This is a genomic window from Streptomyces carpinensis (assembly GCF_002154505.1).
GTDB classification, from domain to species: domain Bacteria; phylum Actinomycetota; class Actinomycetes; order Streptomycetales; family Streptomycetaceae; genus Streptomyces; species Streptomyces carpinensis.
In genome coordinates this window covers 57,328-76,579 of sequence record NZ_MUBM01000085.1, presented here as the reverse complement: position 1 = coordinate 76,579, position 19,252 = coordinate 57,328, and the positions used below count along the sequence as shown (strand labels likewise).

At 70.7% G+C, this 19,252-nt stretch carries 19 protein-coding genes; 5 read left to right on the top strand and 14 right to left on the bottom strand.

Annotated elements, in window-relative coordinates; genetic code table 11:
- Positions 1-5: 5 nt before the first annotated feature.
- Positions 6-1,601: an ATP-binding SpoIIE family protein phosphatase gene (locus BZY54_RS12470; RefSeq protein WP_107419694.1), complete on the top strand. Its 1,596-nt coding sequence runs from the start codon at positions 6-8 to the stop codon at positions 1,599-1,601.
- Between the two features lie 97 nt (positions 1,602-1,698).
- Here the strand turns inward: BZY54_RS12470 and BZY54_RS12465 are convergent, their stop codons facing one another.
- Together BZY54_RS12465 and BZY54_RS12460 are read right to left on the bottom strand one after the other, a co-directional pair.
- Entirely contained in the window at positions 1,699-3,153 is a 1,455-nt protein-coding gene (locus BZY54_RS12465) for an extracellular catalytic domain type 1 short-chain-length polyhydroxyalkanoate depolymerase (protein WP_086725235.1), read from the bottom strand.
- A gap of 229 nt (positions 3,154-3,382) precedes the next feature.
- Entirely contained in the window at positions 3,383-4,312 is a 930-nt protein-coding gene (locus tag BZY54_RS12460; RefSeq protein ID WP_086725234.1) for an NAD(P)H-binding protein, read from the bottom strand.
- A 106-nt stretch (positions 4,313-4,418) separates the two neighbouring features.
- Between BZY54_RS12460 and BZY54_RS12455 the strand changes: the two genes are divergently transcribed.
- Entirely contained in the window at positions 4,419-5,327 is a 909-nt protein-coding gene (locus tag BZY54_RS12455; protein ID WP_208640632.1) for a LysR family transcriptional regulator, read from the top strand.
- A 106-nt stretch (positions 5,328-5,433) separates the two neighbouring features.
- Here the strand turns inward: BZY54_RS12455 and BZY54_RS12450 are convergent, their stop codons facing one another.
- A complete protein-coding gene (locus BZY54_RS12450; protein ID WP_086725232.1) occupies positions 5,434-6,186 on the bottom strand; it encodes an SDR family NAD(P)-dependent oxidoreductase in 753 nt (250 codons plus the stop codon).
- Between the two features lie 733 nt (positions 6,187-6,919).
- On the opposite strand from BZY54_RS12450, the gene BZY54_RS12445 reads away from it, so the two are divergent.
- Positions 6,920-8,398 carry a dihydrolipoyl dehydrogenase family protein gene (locus BZY54_RS12445; protein ID WP_086725231.1) on the top strand — a complete coding sequence of 493 codons (1,479 nt, stop codon included), beginning with the start codon at positions 6,920-6,922 and terminating at the stop codon, positions 8,396-8,398.
- A 356-nt stretch (positions 8,399-8,754) separates the two neighbouring features.
- On the opposite strand, the gene BZY54_RS12440 is transcribed toward BZY54_RS12445, so the two are convergent.
- From BZY54_RS12440 to dnaK, 9 genes are all read right to left on the bottom strand, one after another.
- Positions 8,755-9,231, bottom strand: a complete 477-nt coding sequence (locus tag BZY54_RS12440; protein WP_086725230.1) for an SRPBCC family protein — start codon at positions 9,229-9,231, stop codon at positions 8,755-8,757.
- 207 nt (positions 9,232-9,438) lie between these two features.
- Positions 9,439-9,561: a type B 50S ribosomal protein L36 gene (gene ykgO / locus BZY54_RS12435; RefSeq protein WP_086725229.1), complete on the bottom strand. Its 123-nt coding sequence runs from the start codon at positions 9,559-9,561 to the stop codon at positions 9,439-9,441.
- 37 nt (positions 9,562-9,598) lie between these two features.
- Positions 9,599-9,859 (bottom strand): type B 50S ribosomal protein L31, encoded by a 261-nt coding sequence (locus BZY54_RS12430; protein WP_086725228.1) that lies wholly within the window; start codon positions 9,857-9,859, stop codon positions 9,599-9,601.
- 32 nt (positions 9,860-9,891) lie between these two features.
- Positions 9,892-10,056 carry a 50S ribosomal protein L33 gene (gene rpmG, locus BZY54_RS12425; protein WP_086725227.1) on the bottom strand — a complete coding sequence of 55 codons (165 nt, stop codon included), beginning with the start codon at positions 10,054-10,056 and terminating at the stop codon, positions 9,892-9,894.
- A 542-nt stretch (positions 10,057-10,598) separates the two neighbouring features.
- Positions 10,599-11,132, bottom strand: a complete 534-nt coding sequence (locus BZY54_RS12420; RefSeq protein ID WP_208640634.1) for a kinase — start codon at positions 11,130-11,132, stop codon at positions 10,599-10,601.
- A 13-nt stretch (positions 11,133-11,145) separates the two neighbouring features.
- Positions 11,146-12,300: a hypothetical protein gene (locus BZY54_RS12415; RefSeq protein ID WP_244217122.1), complete on the bottom strand. Its 1,155-nt coding sequence runs from the start codon at positions 12,298-12,300 to the stop codon at positions 11,146-11,148.
- Positions 12,301-12,808: 508 nt separating this feature from the next.
- Entirely contained in the window at positions 12,809-13,300 is a 492-nt protein-coding gene (locus tag BZY54_RS12410) for a molybdopterin-dependent oxidoreductase (protein WP_086725224.1), read from the bottom strand.
- A 205-nt stretch (positions 13,301-13,505) separates the two neighbouring features.
- Positions 13,506-14,087, bottom strand: a complete 582-nt coding sequence (grpE, locus tag BZY54_RS12405; protein ID WP_086725223.1) for a nucleotide exchange factor GrpE — start codon at positions 14,085-14,087, stop codon at positions 13,506-13,508.
- Positions 14,087-15,940: a molecular chaperone DnaK gene (gene dnaK, locus BZY54_RS12400; RefSeq protein ID WP_086725222.1), complete on the bottom strand. Its 1,854-nt coding sequence runs from the start codon at positions 15,938-15,940 to the stop codon at positions 14,087-14,089. Before dnaK ends, grpE begins: the two co-directional genes overlap by 1 nt.
- Positions 15,941-16,439: 499 nt before the next feature.
- On the opposite strand from dnaK, the gene BZY54_RS12395 reads away from it, so the two are divergent.
- The gene (locus BZY54_RS12395) at positions 16,440-16,847 is read left to right on the top strand and encodes an STAS domain-containing protein (RefSeq protein ID WP_158103851.1); all 408 of its coding nucleotides are present in this window, start codon (positions 16,440-16,442) and stop codon (positions 16,845-16,847) included.
- Positions 16,848-16,917: 70 nt separating this feature from the next.
- Here BZY54_RS12395 and BZY54_RS12390 read toward each other — a convergent pair whose 3' ends face one another.
- Positions 16,918-17,460 carry a TetR/AcrR family transcriptional regulator gene (locus BZY54_RS12390; protein ID WP_086725220.1) on the bottom strand — a complete coding sequence of 181 codons (543 nt, stop codon included), beginning with the start codon at positions 17,458-17,460 and terminating at the stop codon, positions 16,918-16,920.
- Between the two features lie 13 nt (positions 17,461-17,473).
- Positions 17,474-18,055, bottom strand: coding sequence for a sugar O-acetyltransferase (locus BZY54_RS12385; protein ID WP_086725219.1), 582 nt, complete (start codon positions 18,053-18,055; stop codon positions 17,474-17,476).
- Positions 18,056-18,393: 338 nt separating this feature from the next.
- Here BZY54_RS12385 and BZY54_RS12380 point away from each other — a divergent pair, with 338 nt between their 5' ends.
- The gene (locus BZY54_RS12380; RefSeq protein WP_086725218.1) at positions 18,394-18,747 is read left to right on the top strand and encodes an antibiotic biosynthesis monooxygenase family protein; all 354 of its coding nucleotides are present in this window, start codon (positions 18,394-18,396) and stop codon (positions 18,745-18,747) included.
- Positions 18,748-19,252 lie beyond the last annotated feature (505 nt).

Sequence of the window (19,252 nt, the reverse complement as noted above, 5' to 3'; positions counted from 1 at the left end):
CCCCCATGCCCACAGTCCAGGCCGATGCCTCGCCCGCTCAGGACGCCTTCCGGATCGCCCGGAAGCTGGCTGACGCCGCCGTTCCCGCCATGGCCGACATAGTCGCGGTCGAGATCTCCGACGCCGCCCTCGAGGAGCACAGCGCGATGTCGGGGGTGGGCGCGGGCGGCGGCTTCCGGCGGGCCGCCTTCCGCGCCGTGCGCGACGGTTCGCGAGGCGCCTACCGGATCGGCGAGGCCAGTCGTATCCCTTGTGGCACGCCCTACCGGCGCAGCGTGATCGATCAGCGGCCCCGGGTCATCGCGCATGTCGCCCCGAGGACCCGGTGGCTCGCCCGTGACCCGGTACGCGCTCCGCTGCTGCGTGAGAGCGGGGTGCATTCCCTCCTGGTGGTGCCGCTCACCGCCCAGCATGCCGTTCTCGGGATGGCGGCCTTCTACCGGTGCGGCGGTTCGCCGCCGTTCGGACAGGCCGACCTGCGGGCAGCGGCAGATCTCTCGCAGCGGGTCGCCAGGATGCTCGACGGTGTGCACCGCGATCTGCGGGGGCAGGCGATCGGACGCATGTTGCAGGACGCCCTGCTGCCGCAACCTCCCGAGGTGACCGCCATCGAGGAGGTCCAGAGCCACGTGCCGTCCGACAGCGTTCCGGGCGGGTGGTTCGACGTGATTCCTCTCGCCGGCACCCGGGTGGGGCTGGCCGTGGGGTTCGCCGACGGCCGGGGAATCACCGCTGCCGTCGCCATGAGTCAGCAGAAGTCACAGATCAGGGCATTGGCCGCGCTGGACTTCGAGCCCGCCGAGATCCTGACCCACGCCCTGGGCCCCACCCATCGCGAGACCGCCCCCTCAGCGGGACAGCAGCACGCCGGCGCTGGGCACCGGGCCAAGAGCCACTGCCTGTACGCGGTCTACGATCCGGTGACCCATCGCTGCGCGGCCGCGTGGACGGGCGCGGCCGCCCTGACCCTGGTGGGTCCGGGCGACCGAGTCAGGTCCGTCGGCCCCACCGCTCCGGCGCCCGACGGCTCCCTGTCCCACGACAGCGCCGAATTCGACGTCGCCCCCGGCAGCCTCCTTGTCCTGAGCTCCGCAGGCACCCACCCGCACCGCAGGACGCCCGACATCCGAGTGGGGTCGGGCAGGACCGGCACAGGTGCCGGCCGTCCCGCGCGGGAGGTGAGGCCGTCCGTCCTGCTCGCCGCCCGTACCCGGGGCCTCGCGCCCACGGACGTCGCCACCTGGGACCTGCCCAACGACCCCGCCGTCGTGGCCGACGCACGCTCCCGGGCGACCACGCAACTGACGGCCTGGGGACTGCCGGACCTCTCCTTCACCAACAGCCTGGTGGTGAGCGAACTCGTCACCAACGCGATCCGCTACTCCGACGGCCCGATCCGGCTGCGCCTCATCCGCGACCGCGCCCTGATCTGCGAGGTGTCGGACACCAGCAGCAGGGCTCCCCACGCCTGCAGAGCGGCGCCGAGTGACCAGGGCGGCCGTGGCCTGAGCATCGTCGCGGAGCTCACGCAGGCCCAGGGCATGAGATACACGCCGACCGGCAAGATCGTCTGGGCGGAGCAGACCCTTGATCCGGGCTAGGGACGGGACGTGCTCGCCCCGCACGGCATGACGAGCACGTGGCGGCGCGGCCATGGAAACAGCACCTGTCCTCCGGGCGCCGGTCTTGGACTCGAAGTCAGCAGCCTGCATCGGCGATGACGAAGTAGCCCGGAGAGGTCTCCTTCAGCGTGTGGACGACGGCGACGTTGTACAGGCCCATGTTCTGGCCGGAGCCGTCGGCGTACGCATAGCCGCCGATCTGGTGGGCACGGCCTGCCTTGACCTGGTTGTAGTTGTTGTCGGTGTAGCACTTGGGCGTCGAGCCGGTCGTCGTCGCCGTGACGGGTGCGGACGGGGCCCCTGCGGCGCCGGTCGCGTCGACCGCGGCGACGGTGTAGCTGTAGGAAGTCCCGGCGGACAGGCCGGTGTCGGTGTACGAAGTGCCCGTCGTGGACCCGGCCTTGGTGCCGTCGCGGTAGACGTCGTACGAGGCGGCGCCGCTGACGGCGTTCCAGGACAACGAGGCGCCGGTGTCGGTGGTGCCGGTGACCGCGACGCCGGACGGGGCGGGCAGGGAGTTGCTGCCGCCGGCACCGTCCAGGCCCCAGAACTTCGCGGTGTGGTAGCTGGAGCAGATGTAGTCGAGGTAGTAAGTCCCGGTGGTACCGCACTGATCGGCGCCCGGCCCCGGGTCCACGGCGAGGCCGTGTGCCATGCCGGAGACCGAGAAGAGGGCGACGGCGGGCTTGCCGGAGGAGTCGGCGTAGATGCTCTCGGTGGTGCCGCCGGTCAGGTTCCGGGTACTGGAGGCCGTCTGGCCGATGCCCCAGACGTCGGTCCACTGATCGCGCAGCTCGGTGCCGTTGACCGGGGTGACGGTGGTGTCGGAACTTCCCTGCCAGATCGCGACCCGCGGCCACGAACCGGTGTATCCGGGGTAGGAGTTGCGGACCTTGTCGCCCCACTGCCTGGGGGTGAGGTTCTGGCTGCCGTACTGGCAGCCGGAGGCGGCGGTCTGCGTGGTGGCGCACTGCGCGGGGATACCGGAGTCGACGGCGCCGCCTGCGAACACGTCCGGGTAGTCGGCGAGCAGGTCCGCGGTCATGCCGCCGCCGGCGGACAGGCCGGTGACGAAGATCCGGCTGCGGTCGGAACCGTACTGCGCCGCGGCGGTGGCGACCATCTGCATGACGGAGGCCGCCTCGCCCTTGCCGCGCGTGTCCTTCGTGGAGTCGAACCAGCTGAAACAGGAAAGGCTGTTGTTGGCCGTGCTGGTCTGCGGGTAGACCACGGCGAAGCCCCACTGGTCGGCGAACTTCTGCCAGCCGGAGTGCGCGTGGTAGTCGCTCGCCGACTGGGTGCAGCCGTGCAGAGCCACCACCAGCGGCGCGCTCGCCGGAAGGTCGGCCGGCGCGTACTCGTACATCGCCAGGTTGCCGGGGTTCGACCCGAAGTCGGTGACCTGCTGGAGGGTGCCGGCGGCGGCGCTCGCGGCGAGGGAGGGGACAGCTGTCAGGCCGGCGGCCAGGGTGCCGAGCGCGGCGGCCAGAGCGGTGCGCCGGAAGATTCTGCTCAGAGTGGAAGATCGCATGAGGGAACTCCGGTAAGTGGTGACGAACTTGACGTACCTGCTTACTCAGAGCCGACCGTACGACCGAGCGCGGAGTCGCGACATGTGAGGGATGGACGGCAAAGCGGTGGCGGGCATGGCCCGCGCAGCCATGGCGTCGGCGGTGTCTCTGTGACATGAGGAGGGTGGCCCGGGTGGTGCGCCGGGCCGTGCGGTCCGGGCGGGCCATGGGGCGCCGCAGGACGTGGCTTCAGAGGCTGAACAGGCTGGGGTTGTCCCGGACATAGTCGGCCACGCCCGAAGGCGGCCGTCCGGTGACCTGCCCGACCCCGTCCGCCTGGCGGTCGTATCGATTCTCCGCGTGCAGGCGGGCCATGGTGGAGATGTGCTGGAAGACATGGTCCGGCAGACCCAGCGGCCTGAGATCCTCCTCGATCCACTGCCGCAGGGGCACGTCGGCGTAACCGACCGGCCGGCCCAGGGCCGCGGAAACCTCCGCCGCCATGGCGGAGATGTCCTGCGAGCGCGGCCCGGTCAGCTCGTAGATCCTGCCGGTGTGCGGGACCGGTTCCGCCAGGATCTCCGCCACCACCGCGGCGACGTCGCCGGCCGCCACGGGGGAGGTTTTCGCCCGGCCGAAGGGCAGCCTGATGGTTCCGTCCCTCGCGATCGAGGAGAAGCCGACACGGAACAGCGGGTTCTCCATGAACACGGTCGGCCTGACCTGGACGACCGGCAGACCCGACCAGTCGAGGACCTGCTCCACCAGCCAGTGCTGCCGCTGCTGCACGGACTCGGAGGTGCTGGTGAGGTCCATCTCGGAGACGGTCAGCTGCGACATGTTCACGAACGCTTCCAGTTCCCCGTACGCACGTGCGACGGCCGCGACCGTCACGGCGGCCTCCAGATACTGCGCCGAGACGCTCATGCCGAAGTACATGCGTCCGCAACCGGCCAGGGCGTCGGCGACGTCGACCGCGTGCGTCAGGTCTCCGACGACGACTTCGGCGCCCGTCGCGCGCAGGGCTTCCGCCCGCTCGTCGTCGCGGCGCACCATGGCCCGGACGGGCAGGCCCCTTCGCCGAAGTCCCTCGACCACGGATCGTCCCACGGCACCCACACTGCCCGCCGCGCCCGTCACCAGCGTGAGCGGCCCACCGGCTTCCGGGATGCGGTTCATAGGGGCAGCCTGTGGTGCGCACAGCCAGTGCGCAAACCGGACCCGGCGCCGCCCTTCGCAGCCCAGGCGTTCGGCGAGCGTGACATGCTCCGGACGGCGTGGTGGCATGAGGAACATGGAGTTGCGGGAGCTGCGCGCGTTCGTGGCGGTGGTGGAGGAGGGCGGGCTGTCCGCCGCTGCGCGGCGGCTGCACGTGAGTCAGCCGGCCCTGTCCCAGACGGTCGGCGCACTCGAGCGGCAACTGGGGGTGAAGCTGCTGGTGCGCGGGAGCACCGGGGTCCGAGCGACCGATGCGGGAACCGCCCTGCTGGCGCAGGCCCGCGCGGTGCTCGCCCGGCATGATCAGGCCCTGCGGGCGATGGCCCGGTACGCCGGCCCAGGTGGTGGGGCGCTGCGGATCGGGATCCCGCTCGAACTGCCCTCGGGGCTGCTCGATCCGGCGCTGGCCGATCTGTCCGAGGCGCATCCGGGTACACGTGTGCAGGCCCGGCACATGCCCACGGCGGAGCAGTTGGTGGCACTGCGGTCCGGTGAGCTGGACGTCGGCTTCCTGCGGGAGCGTCCGCCGGGTCCGGAGTTCGACGCGCTCCTCGTGGTGCGGGAGAAGCTGGGTGTACTGCTGGCCGCGGAGCAGGCTGCCGAACTCGCCGGACCCGACGGCATCCCGCTCGACGCGCTCGCCGATCTGCAGTGGGTCGGCTTCCCCCGCGCCGGCAGCCCCGCCTGGTACGACGAGCTGACCGCGGTCCTCCGCGGTCACGGCCTGGATCTGGGTCCCGAGGCGCCGCAGGGGCAGGCGCTGATCGCGGATGTGAAACTGGCGGCGGTCGCGTCCGGGCGGGCCTTCGCGCTGGCCCCGCCGGGCTGGCAGCAGCCCCTGCCCGACCACGTGACCTGGTCACCGCTGGTCGGGCATCCGCTGGTGCGCCGCACCTGGGCGGTGTGGCCCGCCGACTCGCGCCGCCGGGACCTCGGCCGGTTCATCGCCGCGCTCGACCGGTCCACGGGTGGCTGATCCGGCCCCTTGGCGACCGCGTCACGGGCAGCGGGCGCCGGGCGGGAGATGCCCGGCGCCTCCCTGCGATCCGGGTGCGTCGGACAGCCGTGGCCATCCGAGCGCGTCAAACAGCCGTACGACCACCGTCGACCGGCAGGATCGCGCCCTGCACGAAGCTCGCCGCGTCACTGCTCAGATAGGCGATCGCCTCGGCGATCTCTCGCGCCTCGGCGGGCCGTCCGGCGGGTGCCTGCGCGGCGAGGGCGGCGAGGGCGTCGCCCATGGCGGCCGTGCCCTCCGTTCGGGTGGGACCGGGCTCGACGGCATTGACCCGCACCCCGCGCGGGCCGAACTCGGCCGCCCATGCCTTGGTCAGCAGGTTCACCGCCGCCTTGCTGGAGCCGTACAACGCCATCCCCGCGACGCCGTACTCGGCGACCATGGTGCTGACGTTGACGATCACGCCGTGCCCGCGCTCGGCCATCGCCGGGGCCAGCTGCGCCACCAGGTGGAACGGGGCCTTCACATTCAGGTCGTAGACGGCGTCCACGTCGCCGGGCGACGCCTGTGCCGTCGGGCCGAACGGGAAGACACCCGCGCTGTTGACCAGGATGTCCACACGGCCTCCGCCCAGCTCGGTGGCCTTCTGTGCCAGCCGCCGGGCCGACGCCGCGTCCCGCAGGTCGGTGGCGAGGAAGTCCGCCTTGCCGCCGCTCGCCCGGACGGCCGCGACAACCGACTCCCCGCGGGCCGCGTCGCGGCCCGCGACCAGCACGTGCGCTCCGCGCTCGGCGAGCAGCGCCGCGGTCGCGGCGCCGATGCCGCTGGTCGCTCCCGTCACCAGGGCCACACGCCCGGCCAGATCAACAGAACCCATGAGGGCCGTCCTTCATGTCGAAAACCGAGGGCCGAACGGGGTGCGGTGCGCCGCGTCCCGTCGCCCGTCACCTCGTCCGTGAGGTGACGGCAGTCCAAAGCGCCCGCCCCTTCCGGGGATTCCGGCCTGGCCATCGGCGGATCCGATACCCGCCATCAGGGCGAAGTCCCTTCTGCCGTTCCTACCGTCCCTCGGGCGCCCACGCAGCCTGGGGCGCCGGTCAGAGCATGCGCGAAGGCCACAGGCAGCGGTTATGACCGCTCCAAGTGAGGCGAATGACCGGAGGGCGATGAACTGCGGGCACTCTGCGGTCACATGACCCGTGCAGCGCACGGACGCCCTGCTCGCAGAACCGGGGAACCGCCCGGCCGTCCGCCCTCACGGAGCCTCATGTCACGCCTCGCGCGGATCCGCGCGGCCGCCGGCCGCCCCGGTACTGCGCGGCTGGCGGTCGCCACCGCGCAGTACGAGAATGACGGGTGCCTGCCGGTCCACCCGCATCCGCGCGGCACCCCACGCCACGATGGTGGACGTCGAAGGACTGGAAGGGCCCTGTGCGACGCCGAGGAGGGCGAGGCCGCGGGTCGGCCGGCGCTGGACATTCTCACCCCCAGCCCCCTGCTCGGCCCTGCGACGGGCAGCTGAGACCGGCCCGGCCGGCACGACGCCGATCGTCGTCGGGCGATCCCACGGACAGCTCACAAGCAGCACCGATCGTGATGCGAGGAGAATCATGAGCGCACCCCACGGAACCCAGGAACGGCCCGCCTACGACGTGATCGTGCTGGGAGCCGGTCCGGTCGGCCAGAACGTCGCCGACCACGCCCGCGCCGCCGGCCTCTCCGTGGCTGTCGTGGAACGGGAACTCGTCGGCGGCGAATGCTCCTACTGGGCCTGTGTCCCCAGCAAAGCGCTGCTGCGACCGGTCATCGCGGTCGCCGACGCGCGCCGCGTGGACGGTGCCCGGCAGGCCGTCACCGGCCGCCTCGACACCGACGGCGTCTTCTCCCGCCGCAACCGCTATGTCAGCGACTGGGACGATTCCGGCCAGGTCCAGTGGGTGAAGTCCATCGGCGCCGACCTCTTCCGCGGTCACGGCCGCCTCGACGGGCCGCGCCGCGTCACCGTCACCCGGGACGACGGCTCACGCCAGAGCCTCACGGCCCGGCACGCCGTGGCCGTCGCCACCGGCAGCCTGCCGAATCTGCCCGACGTCCCGGGCATCGAGGAGGCACGGCCCTGGACGAACCGGCAGGGCACCGACTCCAGCACCGTCCCCGCCCGGCTCGCCGTCATCGGCGGCGGCGGGGTCGGCGTGGAGATGGCCACGCTCTGGCAGGGCCTCGGCTCCCGGGTCACGCTGCTCGCCCGGCGTCGCTTGATCCCCCGCCTGGAGCCCTTCGCCGGCGAGCTGGTCGCCGAGGGCCTGACCGCGGCGGGCGTGGACGTGCGGATCGGCGTACAGGTGACGGCCCTGCGCCGCCCCGACCCGAAGGGGCCGGTCACCCTCACCCTCGACGACGGCAGCGAACTGGAGACCGACGAGGTCCTCTTCGCCACCGGCCGCACGCCCGCCACCGGCGACATCGGCCTCGACACGGTCGGCCTCACCCCCGGCTCCTGGCTGGACGTGGACACCACCTGCCTGGTCGAGGGCGTCGACGGCGACTGGCTGTACGCCCTGGGCGACGTCAACCACCGCGCCCTGCTCACCCACCAGGGCAAGTACCAGGGCCGCACCGCGGGTGACGCCATCGCAGCCCGGGCCGCGGGCCGTCCGCTGGACGACTCCCCCTGGGGTGACCACGCCACCACCGCCGACCAGCACGCCGTGCCCCAGGTTTTCTTCACCGACCCCGAGGCCGCGGCGGTCGGCCTGACCGCCGAACAGGCAGCCGACGCCGGCCACCGGATCAAGACCGTCGACCTCGACTTCAACGCCGCCCAGGGCGCCAACCTCTACGCCGACGGCTACCCGGGCCATGCCCGGCTGGTCATCGACCTCGACCGGGACATCCTGCTCGGCGTGACCTTCGTCGGCCCCGCCGTCAGCGAGCTCCTGCACTCCGCCACCATCGCGGTCGCCGGCGAGGTCCCGCTCAAACGGCTCAGGCACGCGATCGCCCCGTTCCCGACCGTCAGCGAGATCTGGCACTTCCTCCTCGCCGCGTACCAACGCGAGCAGGAGACGCCGCGGGCCGCGCCCGCGTAATGCCGCCCTCGCCGTACCGAGGCGGAGGCCTTTGACAAGCCACTGCCGGGCTGCCACGGCTCCGCGTATCCGAGGGCCGGTCAGGTCCGTCGAGTGTGGAAGTCCGCGCTTCTGAAGCTGAGTCCACCGAATGGGGCGACCGGCGGGGACGGTGCGGGGGGCTCGGCGGCGAGGGCGGTGGCAAGCCGGAGCCCTGCCGTCCTGGCCGAGCCGGGGCCGCGCCCACATCTTCGACGCGGCCAACGACGCCGGCCGTCCGCACGGTGACCCGGTCCTCCGTCCGGTACCGGTCGTCCGGGCGGTGGCCGGCCGCAGGGCCGGCCACCCGTCGCCTCGTAGGACTTCGCGGTTCGGTGTCAGATGGGGCCGCCGGTGTCCCCGGGCTTGATGCGCCCGCGCCATGCCCCGGACTCCCCGCCACGCTCCTCGATGTACCGCTTGAAGCGCTTCATGTCGCCCTTGACGCGCCGGTCGATGGTGCCGAGCAGATCCGCGGCCTTCTCGGCGGCTCCGCTGGGCTCGACGTCCATCACGAGTTCCACCCGGGTGTGGGTGTCGTCCACGCGCTCGAAGCGGACCATGCCCTTCTGCCCCAGGTCACCGGTGGTCGTGCGCCACGTGATGCGCGCGTCGGGAAGCTGGTCGACGATCTCGGTGTCGAACTCCCGCCTGACGCCGGCGACCTTGGTGGTCCAGTGGTTGTGGCGGTCGTCCAGCTGGGTGATCTCCTCGACCCCCTCCATGAAGTTCGGGAAGTCCTCGAACTGCGTCCACTGGTTGTAGGCGGTGTGGAGCGGGACGTCTACTTCCACCGTTTCCTTGACCGTGCTCATCAGTGTGCCTCCGTTGCATCGCTCGACTGCTGCGCCCGGGTACCCGTGGAGCGTCCGGTTAAGACGACCCCGCTCCGGCCCGACAGTGGTCGGCGATCCCGTCGCCCCGTGCCGACCGTACGGCGATGCCCCGAACGAGCGGCCCGGCACCGCCATCGCGGTGCCGGGCCGACGGACTGCGGCGAGGCTGGTTCGCAGCCCCGGTTCTCAGCCCTGGCGGGCCTTGAACCGCGGGTTCTTCTTGTTGATCACGAACGTCACGCCCCGCCGGCGCACCACCTGGGCGCCGGGCTTGGTCTTCAACGAGTGCAGGGACTTGCGCACCTTCATCGCCGTCTCCTTCCGGAAGGTCGAACGGGGTCCGCCGTCAGCGGCGAACGGAAGCGGTGGCGCCGTAGCGCCGCTCGAAGCGCTCCACACGTCCCGCGGTGTCCACAACACGCGTGGTGCCCGTGTAGAACGGGTGGCTCGCCGACGAGATCTCGACGTCGACGACCGGATACGTGGTGCCGTCCTCCCACTCGACCGTGCGCTGTGTGTCGACGGTGGAGCGGGTCAGGAACCGGTAGCCTGCCGCGCGGTCGCGGAAGACGACCGGACGGTAGACGGGATGGATGCCGGGCCTCATGGGGTTTCCTTCCTGGGGCGACGGAGGCGGGGTCAGCGCTCTTCGCGGAAGAGGACGTGCTCCCCCACCACCGGGTCGTACTTGCGCAGGACCAGCCGGTCGGGATCGTTCAGACGGTTCTTGCGGGTCACGTAGGTGACTCCGGTGCCGGCCGTCGACTTCAGCTTGACGACGGGCCGCACGGTGCTGCGTGCCATGAGGTGCTCCTTCCGCCACCATGCGAGTCGGAATGACTCGAACATGTCAGCTGCACCGTTCAACAGGGCGACCCGTCGCCGCATTCCCGGCGAACGCATCCGCCACGAGCGGCCCGGGGACGAACTCCTTATCGCAGATCGCTACCCCAGTGACACTCATGGTCACGAAGTCGTACGTGAAAAGCCCTGCCGAGCGACGGCCGAAGCCGCTCGCGACAACCGGGCCTTCATGCCTCGCTGCATGGCCAGGTGTCGCCGCCGCGCAGCCAGAGGGTTCCGTCGCGCCCCTGGCCGCATCGCAGGACGACTCGTCCGGGACACGCAGTCTGCGCCGGCTGGTCACGATCCAGTCGGCGCCGTCCGGCTCGGCGGGGTGACCGCCGTAGATGCCCTCGTCCCCGTAGGCGTCCAGACATCGCCGTTGCGATTGGTGACGAGGACGGGGACGTCGGGGCATCATGCGGCTCGGCTTTCCTGCCGGCGCAGCCGGGGCCGGGGATCGGTGACGGTGATCACCGCGCGATGACGGCCGAGGAGCGGTGTCAGCGGTCCAGGGCCGGGAGGCCGGCCAGGCCCGTGTCGAGCATGATGCGGTCGACGGTCGCCGCGAGCGTGCTGCCGGCACCGATGACGGTCTCGACTCCGCCGGGCAGGAGATCGAGCGGCCGGTACCACTCCCGAAGCTGCGTCTCACCGACGTCGCCGGCGATCGGCTTGGTGGCATGCCGGGCGAGGGTCACTTCGAACGGCACGTGAAGGTAGTAGCTGTGGGTCGGGCCGCGGTGGTCGGCGCGAAGCCGGGCGAGCATGGCGCCGTAGTGGTCGGCGTACAGGATGCCTTCGACGACGACGTGGTAGCCGGCGTCCAGGGCATAACGCGCCGTCAGGTCGATCAGGCCGATGTTCGCCGCACCGGGCCGGTCCTGTTCGCGCAGCACGATCCTGCGGAGATTGTCCTGGCCGACCAGGGCCAGGCCGCGGCCGAACCTCTCGCGCAGGCCGACCGCGACAGACGACTTGCCCGAGGCGCTGTTGCCGCGCAGGACGACCAGCCGGGTGTGTTCGGTGCCCACCATCACCTGCGGCACGCTATCGGTCCACCTCCCGGGTGGCGCCACCGACCAGTGGCGTGCGCAGGAGGTCGTAGTACTCCTGGGGACGCATCTCGAAGTCCACCCAGGCCGACAGGACAGACGAATCGCTCTCCGGCCCGCGCAGGAGATCGACCGATGCCTGCGCGAACTGCTGATGCATACGGTCCCGTTCGGCCGCGTCCAGCAGCACACGCAGCTCGGCGGCCGCGGCGAGGGCACGGCGACGCCGTTCCCGCCCCGCGCGCCACATCTGTCTCCGCCCGCGGACGGGTGCGGCCTCGATCAGCAGTGGCTCGAGCCGTGCGGTCAGTTCGCCGCCCGCCTCCGCCGCCTTCCGCGCCCGCGGGCCCGCCTCCACCAGCACCTGCAGAGCGACGAGCAGGGCCGCCGTCCCCTGCTGGGGCCGGTCGGCATCGATGCGCACCTGCACGGTCTTCTTCACGTCGTCGGCCATCCGCCGCGCGGCGGCGACGGCCCGTACGGCCGTACGCGGTCCCACACCGGAGAGTTCCTCCCAGGGTGGGGCATGGAGCACCTCCCGCACGGTGTGCATGCCGCATTTCTCCAACTCGCCGACAGCAAGGCGTCGGCCGGCCACGTCCCGCAGCCGTGCCACCGGCATCCGGCCGAGTTCCTCGTCCACCAACTCCCGGTGCAACGACGCCCGCGCCTCGACCACCGCGTCCACGGCCCGCCCGTAGTCCTGGGTCACCAGGGCGGCGGCGTCCTCCAGCCGCCTCGCCCGGCGGATGACCTCCGGGTCCACGCCACCCACCCAGGTCAGTGAACCGATGTTCCAACCGATCAAGCCCACCACGGTCAGGAGCAGCCCGCCCACCAGCAGCGTGTCCGAGAGGCCGATCTGCCAGTCGGTGGTGTCACCGTCCCTCTCCAGTGAGTACAGCTGCCCTTTGTCCGACCCCTCGTCGACCACGAACCCGCTTTCCCAACCCAAGTCGGAGCCGTCGTAGTTCGGCGCCTTCAGGATCGGATCGCGTTCGGGGTCGCACAGGTAGGGCCCTTTTCGCTCACGGTGGCTGAACGGATCCGTCCACCGGACCGTGCAGGCCCCGTCGGGCTTCTCGTCGAGCACCACCAGGTCCACCTGCCGCAGTTCGGGGAAACCCGGTGCGGCCCAGTAGAAACCCACGGAACACCCGATCAACACCAAGCCGGTCGCCAGCAGCCACCGGAAAAAGGACACACGCCCCATCCAGGATCCCCCCACGTCCGACTCGGACGAACCCACGCTGTCAGCTTGCGCCCGCACTCACCGATGCATCAAGAGCCGGACCAGGCAGCCGCGACGATGAAGCACCGGGGCAGGAAGCGGACCCCTCATGGCATCAGGGCCCTCGTGACGCGCCGGCGTCCGCTGCGCCGAACTGCCCCCGACACGCGACCGGGTGTGGCCCGCGACGCGGGGGGTGTCGGAACCGTGAGCAGTCCTGGTAGCGGGCCGCGGTCCTCACGGCTGCAGCCGCTCCCACGACCAGCCGCCCTCGGGCACACGGTCGTGGCGCAGCCTGCGGTGCAGTCGGTCCGGGCGGCCGAGGCGGCTTGGGCGGCCTGCGGGCGCGCCGCGAACAGTTGGTCGGAAGAGGCCGCAGAGAGCCCTTCGACGGATCATCAGACGAGGAGGTCGCGCCTGTGCCGGATCACCAGGCTCGGCTCATCGCGGAGTAGCCGCCGTCCACCCGTATCGCGTCGATGCCGCTGATGTGGCGTGCCCCGCAGCGGTCCTGCGGGAGCACCAGCTGCGGTCCGACCGGGTCGAGCGGGGTGTCGTCGAGGGTGGCCGCGAGCAGTACGGGGGCGCCGCCGAAGTCCGGGTCGATCTCCGCCCAGGACAGCACCGCGTGGTGGCCGTCCGCGCCGCGTACGGCGATCAGGAAGCGCAGACGGTCCTTGCGGCGGGCGAGGTCGAAGGCGGGTCCAGTGTCGGTGAGCACGTCGTGCAGGAGCGGTCCGGTGAAGCGGTGGTGCTGGATGCCGCTGGTGGCGCACTCGAAGGCGACCTCCGCCTGGTGCTGAGGCCAGGCGAGCAGGTCGGACACCGTCATCCGGGCCGGCCGGGCCAGGTCGCCGGTGATGACGAGTTCGGCCACCTGACCGGCGGCCCTGTCGGCAGCTGCGAGGGACTGGCTCACGGGCTACCACCTCCCGGAGCACCGTACCCGAATACCCGCCACACGCAAACGCACATGCCACGTCAAACGGCTCGAAGAGACTGCAGATAAGATGTGTTCCAAGATTTTTCCTCGCATCTGCATCCGGAGAACCGCGCGTGCGGCGCGTGCGCACCCGTCGAAAGCGCACAGGAGTCACGGATACAAGGCTGGGCCGGCAGGCGCCCTATGCCACGGTCCCCGGATCACCATGCCCCGGGCCGATCGGTCCGAGGGGACGGGGGCGTGCGCTGTCCCTGTCTGTGCCGTCCTCGTGTTCCCGATGGTCGTCCGCGAGCAAGTTCCTGGCGGGTGACGGAGGCCCGGTGACCTCCACATGGGCCGGACGCAGCAGTTGGTCACCGAGCCGGTAGCCGGGGCGAAGGATCTTCGTGCAGATCAGCCGGTCGGCGCCCGGAGCGACATGATGGGTCAGGGCGTCGTGACAGGCGGGGTCGAACGCGTCGCCCTCCTCCCCGAACGCCTGGAGTCCCAGGGATCCCAGCTGGGTCCGACAGGTGTCGGTGATGTCCCTGAGACCGGGGCTCATGGGTTCGTGTGCACAGGTGCGGTCGACGGCGTCCAGGACCGGCAGGACAGCGCGCAGCACGTTGGCCGCCGCGATCTCGCGCACGGCCATGCGGTCCCGGTGCACCCGTTTGCGGTAGTTGTCGTACTCGGCCTTCACCCGCTGCAGGTCCGCCGTGCGTTCCCGGAGCAGACGCTGCAGCTGTGTGGGGTCCGTGGTCTGCAGCCGACCGTTCTCCATCAGCCCGCCTCCGGCTTGTCGTCGTCGACGATCTCGGCGTCCACGACCTCGTCGTCCGGGCCGGCGGACGAGGTGGACCCGGAGGTTCCTGCCGCCGTCTCCGCCCGCGACTGCTCGTACAGCGCGGTGCCGATCCTCTGGGCCGCCTGGGCCGCCCGGTCGTAGGCCTGCCGGACCGCCTCCGTGTCCTCGTTCCTGAGCTTCTCCTTCAGGTCCGCCAGCGCCCTCTCGGTCTCGCTCTTCACGTCGGCCGGGATCTTGTCGGGGTTGTCCCTGATGAGCTTCTCCGTCTGGTACACTAGCTGTTCGGCCTGGTTGCGGATCTCCGCGGCCTCGCGCCGCCGCCGGTCCTCCTCGGCGTGCTGCTCGGCCTCGCGGACCATGCGGTCGATGTCGTCCTTGGGGAGTGCCGAGCCACCGGTCACCGTCATCCTCTGTTCCTTGCCGGTGCCGAGGTCCTTGGCGGAGACGTGCATGATCCCGTTGGCGTCGATGTCGAAGGCGACCTCGATCTGCGGCACCCCGCGCGGTGCGGGCGGCAGACCGGTCAGCTCGAACATGCCCAGCTTCTTGTTGTACGCGGCCATCTCGCGCTCGCCCTGGTAGACCTGGATCTGCACCGACGGCTGGTTGTCCTCCGCCGTGGTGAAGATCTCCGAGCGCTTGGTCGGGATCGTGGTGTTGCGCTCGATCAGCCTGGTCATGATGCCGCCCTTGGTCTCGATGCCGAGGGACAGCGGGGTGACGTCGAGGAGCAGGACGTCCTTGACCTCACCCTTGAGGACACCGGCCTGCAGCGAGGCGCCGACGGCCACGACCTCGTCGGGGTTGACGCCCTTGTGCGGCTCCTTGCCGGTGAGCTCGCGCACCAGCTCGGTCACGGCCGGCATGCGTGTCGAACCGCCCACCAGGACCACGTGGTCAATGTCGGACACCTTGATCCCGGCATCGCCGACCGCGTTGTGGAACGGCTTCTTGCACCGCTCCAGCAGGTCCACGGTGAGCTGCTGGAACTGGGCGCGGGTGAGCTTCTCGTCCAGGTGCAGCGGGCCCTCGGCGGAGGCGGTGATGTAGGGCAGGTTGATCGTGCTCTCCGACGAGCTGGACAGCTCGATCTTGGCCTTCTCCGCCGCCTCGCGCAGGCGCTGCACGGCCATGTTGTCCTTGGACAGGTCGACGCCGTAGCCGTTCTTGAACCGGCTGACCAGGTGGTCGACGATCCGCTGGTCCCAGTCGTCGCCCCCGAGGTGGGTGTCGCCGTTGGTGGCCTTCACCTCGATGACACCGTCGCCGATCTCCAGCAGCGAGACGTCGAAGGTACCGCCACCGAGGTCGAAGACCAGGATGGTCTGGTCGTTCTCCTTGTCCAGTCCGTACGCCAGCGCGGCCGCCGTCGGCTCGTTGATGATCCGCAGGACGTTCAGCCCCGCGATCTCCCCGGCCTCCTTCGTCGCCTGCCGCTGGGCGTCGTCGAAGTACGCGGGCACGGTGATCACGGCGTCGGTGACGTCCTCGCCCAGGTACGCCTCCGCGTCCCGCTTGAGCTTCTGCAGCACGCGCGCGGAGATCTCCTGCGCCGTGTACTGCTTGCCGTCGATGTTGCCGCGCTCCGGGAATCGCCACCCGTGATCGCCCATGCGCCGCTTGACGGAGCGCGCGGTGCGCTCCACGTTCGTCACGGCCTGCCGCTTGGCGACCTCGCCGACGAGCACCTCGCCGTTCTTGGCGAAGGCCACGACGGACGGGGTGGTCCGCGCGCCCTCCGTATTGGTGATGACGGTGGGCTCGCCGCCCTCGAGGACCGAGACCACCGAGTTCGTCGTGCCGAGGTCGATGCCGACTGAGCGCGCCATCTGCGTTCTCCCTCCTCGTGCATGCCCTGGCGGCCAGGGCCCTGTTCACCGACTGGGGTCCCAGTGGGCCGGCCCTGCGCGCAGAGGGATCCTGGGAGCTGGGGTGCCGGGTACGACGACGTACCGGCACGGCGCCGGGCACGGTCCGGCGCCTCCGGGCGGGCCACCTCCCCGCCCACTGCGAGCTGCGGTTTCGGCCCTCCTCGCCTACATAGCTTGAGTAAATACTCGAGCTTGTCCTTGTCAAGCCTCCGACGGTGGCGTACAGGGACTCACGGGAGGCACTCGGGGACGCCTTCATCGTCCCCCGCGGTCGGCCGGGCGTCGACCCGGACAGATGGATCCCGAAGCGGCCGGACGGCGGGAGACAAGCGAGAACGGGCCGACGAGAGGAGAATCGACGGTATCGACGACACGGCACGAGGCCGTCGCACCGAGGCGCCGCGTTTCGCGGAGGCCCCGCGGCGGGCGCCGAGCAGCAGGAGACGGAGAGAGGATCATGGCTCTGTTCCTGGCGTCGCACTGGGAGAACGGCTGGGCCGTGATGGAGATCAGAGGGGTACTGGACACCACCACCGCCCAGGAGCTGCGTGACTTCGTGGCCGCCGTGACCGCGAAGCACAAGAACCCCCTGAACCTGATCGCGGACCTGTCCGAGCTGACGTACACGGATTCCGACGCACTGCATCCCCTCATGTCCGCTCGCGCGCTGTTGGACGAGGACGGGGGAGAGCTGCGCCTGGTGTGTCCCGAAGGGCGGGTGGAGCGGATCCTGGAAGCCAGCGGACTGGCCGAGATCCTGCCCATCTACCCGTCCCTCGAAGCGGCGCTCACAGCCCGGCAGGCCGACCCGGCCGACCGGACACACACGTCGTCCGGCGATCGTCCCGGCCACCGGAGGTCGTAGACGCAACCAGCAGACGGAAGGGTCTTCAAGCACCCAGCACGCGTGTCATCAACGTCCCGGGACAGCACACCTAGGCGGTGGTGATACGGACGACGGCCTGACGCGTCAGTTCACGGTCGTGCGGTGAGCCGTCGAGGGCGCGGTGCAGGGTCAGTCCCTCGATCAGCGCGTCCAGTTGGCGGGCGGTGTCCGCGTCGAAGTGCTGCTGCAGCAGGTGGCGGCTGCGGCGCATCCATTGCCGGGCCAGCTCCCGGTATTCGTCGTGGCGAGCCGCGAGGGTGTAGAGCTCCTGGGCGAGGACGAGATCGCGCCGGGGCCCTTCTGCGAGGGTGTCGATCAGGTCGGTGACGGCTTCACGGGCCTGCTCGGGGCTGTCTGCCCGGCCGAGGTGCTGCTCGAAGACGGCCACGATGTGGTCGGCGAAGCGCGTGAAGGCCTGGCGCAGCAGGTCGTCGATGCCGGTGAAGTGGTAGGTCATCGATCCGAGGGGCACGTCGGCGCGAGTGGCGATCTTGCGGTGGGAGACGCCGGCGACGCCTTCGTCCGTGATGAGGTCGAGCGTGGCGGCGAGGATCCGCTCCCGCCGCTGCGGATCGGTGCGTCCGGTGGCCATCTGCGGTGCACTCCTAGATGCCGCGGACCGGCCGGGCGGGGTTGCCGACGGCGACGACGTTCGCGGGGATGTCCTTGGTGACGACGGCGCCGGCGCCGATGACGCTGTTGTCCCCGATGGTCACGCCGGGGCAGACGATGGCACCGCCGCCGAGCCAGACGTTGTCCCCGATGGTGATGGGCAGGGCGGCCTCCAGCTTGTCGCGCCGCGGCTGCGGCTCAACGGGGTGGGTCGGTGTGAGGAGTTGGACGTTCGGCCCGATCTGGCAGTCCTCTCCGATGGTGATCATCGCGACGTCCAGCGCGGTGAGGTGGTAGTTCACGAAGGTGCGGGCCCCGATGGTGATGTTGCTGCCGTAGTCGACGTACAGCGGCGGCCGCACCTCGACGTCCTCGCCCACCGAGGCGAGCAGCTCCTCCAGGACCGGCCGGGCCTGGCCGGGGTCCTCCAGGTAGGCTGCCTGGTAGCGGGCGGCGAGCCGCATGGCGAGCCGCTGCCTGCGCGCGATCTCCGGGTCGTCGGCGATGTAGAGGTCGCCCGCGAGCATGCGTTCCAGGTTGGTGCGCGGGTCGTCAGCGAAGTGGTCCGTCGTCATGTGTACGATCGTACGCTCCTGAATGTACGAACGTACACTCCTCTTGGTCCGTCGCTTTCGGGTCCCTGGGCACGGCGGCCTGGAGAGACGCGTGCGGTCGCGCCGGGCGGCGGGAAGGGGCGGTGGTTCGGCGTGGGCGACGGACGCCAGTGCCGCATCAGCTCACGTTCCCCATGGTGTTCCCCATCCTCGCGCCGTTCTGTGAGCCGGCCGGCTCGTGGCCGTTTCCGAGAACTGGAGGAGTGCTCAGACAGCTTTGGTCAAGAGCCCGACGCCTTATGTATCCCGTTCGGAAAAGACGCTGGATCGTTGGGCGCATCCCGCCTTACGGTGGCGCCATGAGCGATCACCCGGAAGCGCCTGTCGCGCCCGTCGAGGCCTATGAACCCCCCTACTACGTGGCTGTCTTCACCACGGTGCGAACCCAGAACCAGAGCGGCTACAGCGAGACCAACGCAGGCATGGAAGACCTGGTGAGGGACGTCCCCGGGTTCCTGGGGATGGACCACGCGCAGACTCCTGGCGGGCTCGGCATCACCGTCGGGTACTTCCGCGACGCCGACGCCCTCACGGAGTGGCGGTGCAACGCCGAACACCGCGCGGCGCAAAAGCGCGGACAAGACGAGTGGTACCAGAGCTACACGCTGCACGTGGCGAAAGTGGAGCGCAGCCACGGGTTCACGCGGGCGTAGGCCCCGCAGAGCCCGACAGCAGGCTGACCAAGCGAAGCCACCTCAGCGACCGTGCCGTCACAAGCTCGCACCGAACGGGTCGGCGTGCCCCTTGCCGGCCCATCCAGGTCAGGCCCAGCCGCCAGCGCACCCCCACATCGTGCCGGCCCAGGACCCCACCCGACCCAGCCATCTGCTCACCCATCGGGTCCACCCGCTACGTCCCAACAACGACCTGATCACCAAAGGCGACGCCAACTCCACACCGGACTCGGCCCACGGCACCCCAAGGGGTAGCACGGTTGCGCGTGCCCTGGATCGGGTTGGCAGTCCAGCTCTGGCGCGCCAAGCAGCCCGTGCCCGAGGCGATCGTGCTGCTTGGACTTGCCATTCTGTTCGCGCTTGCCGCTCTGCCATTGCACAGCCGCGACCGACACGATCAGACCCGGTGCTTGCTGAACAGAGCTCAGATGAGAGTCCTCCCCTGGCTGGCCCGATCCGCCGCCACTCTCCGACCTTGTGCTGT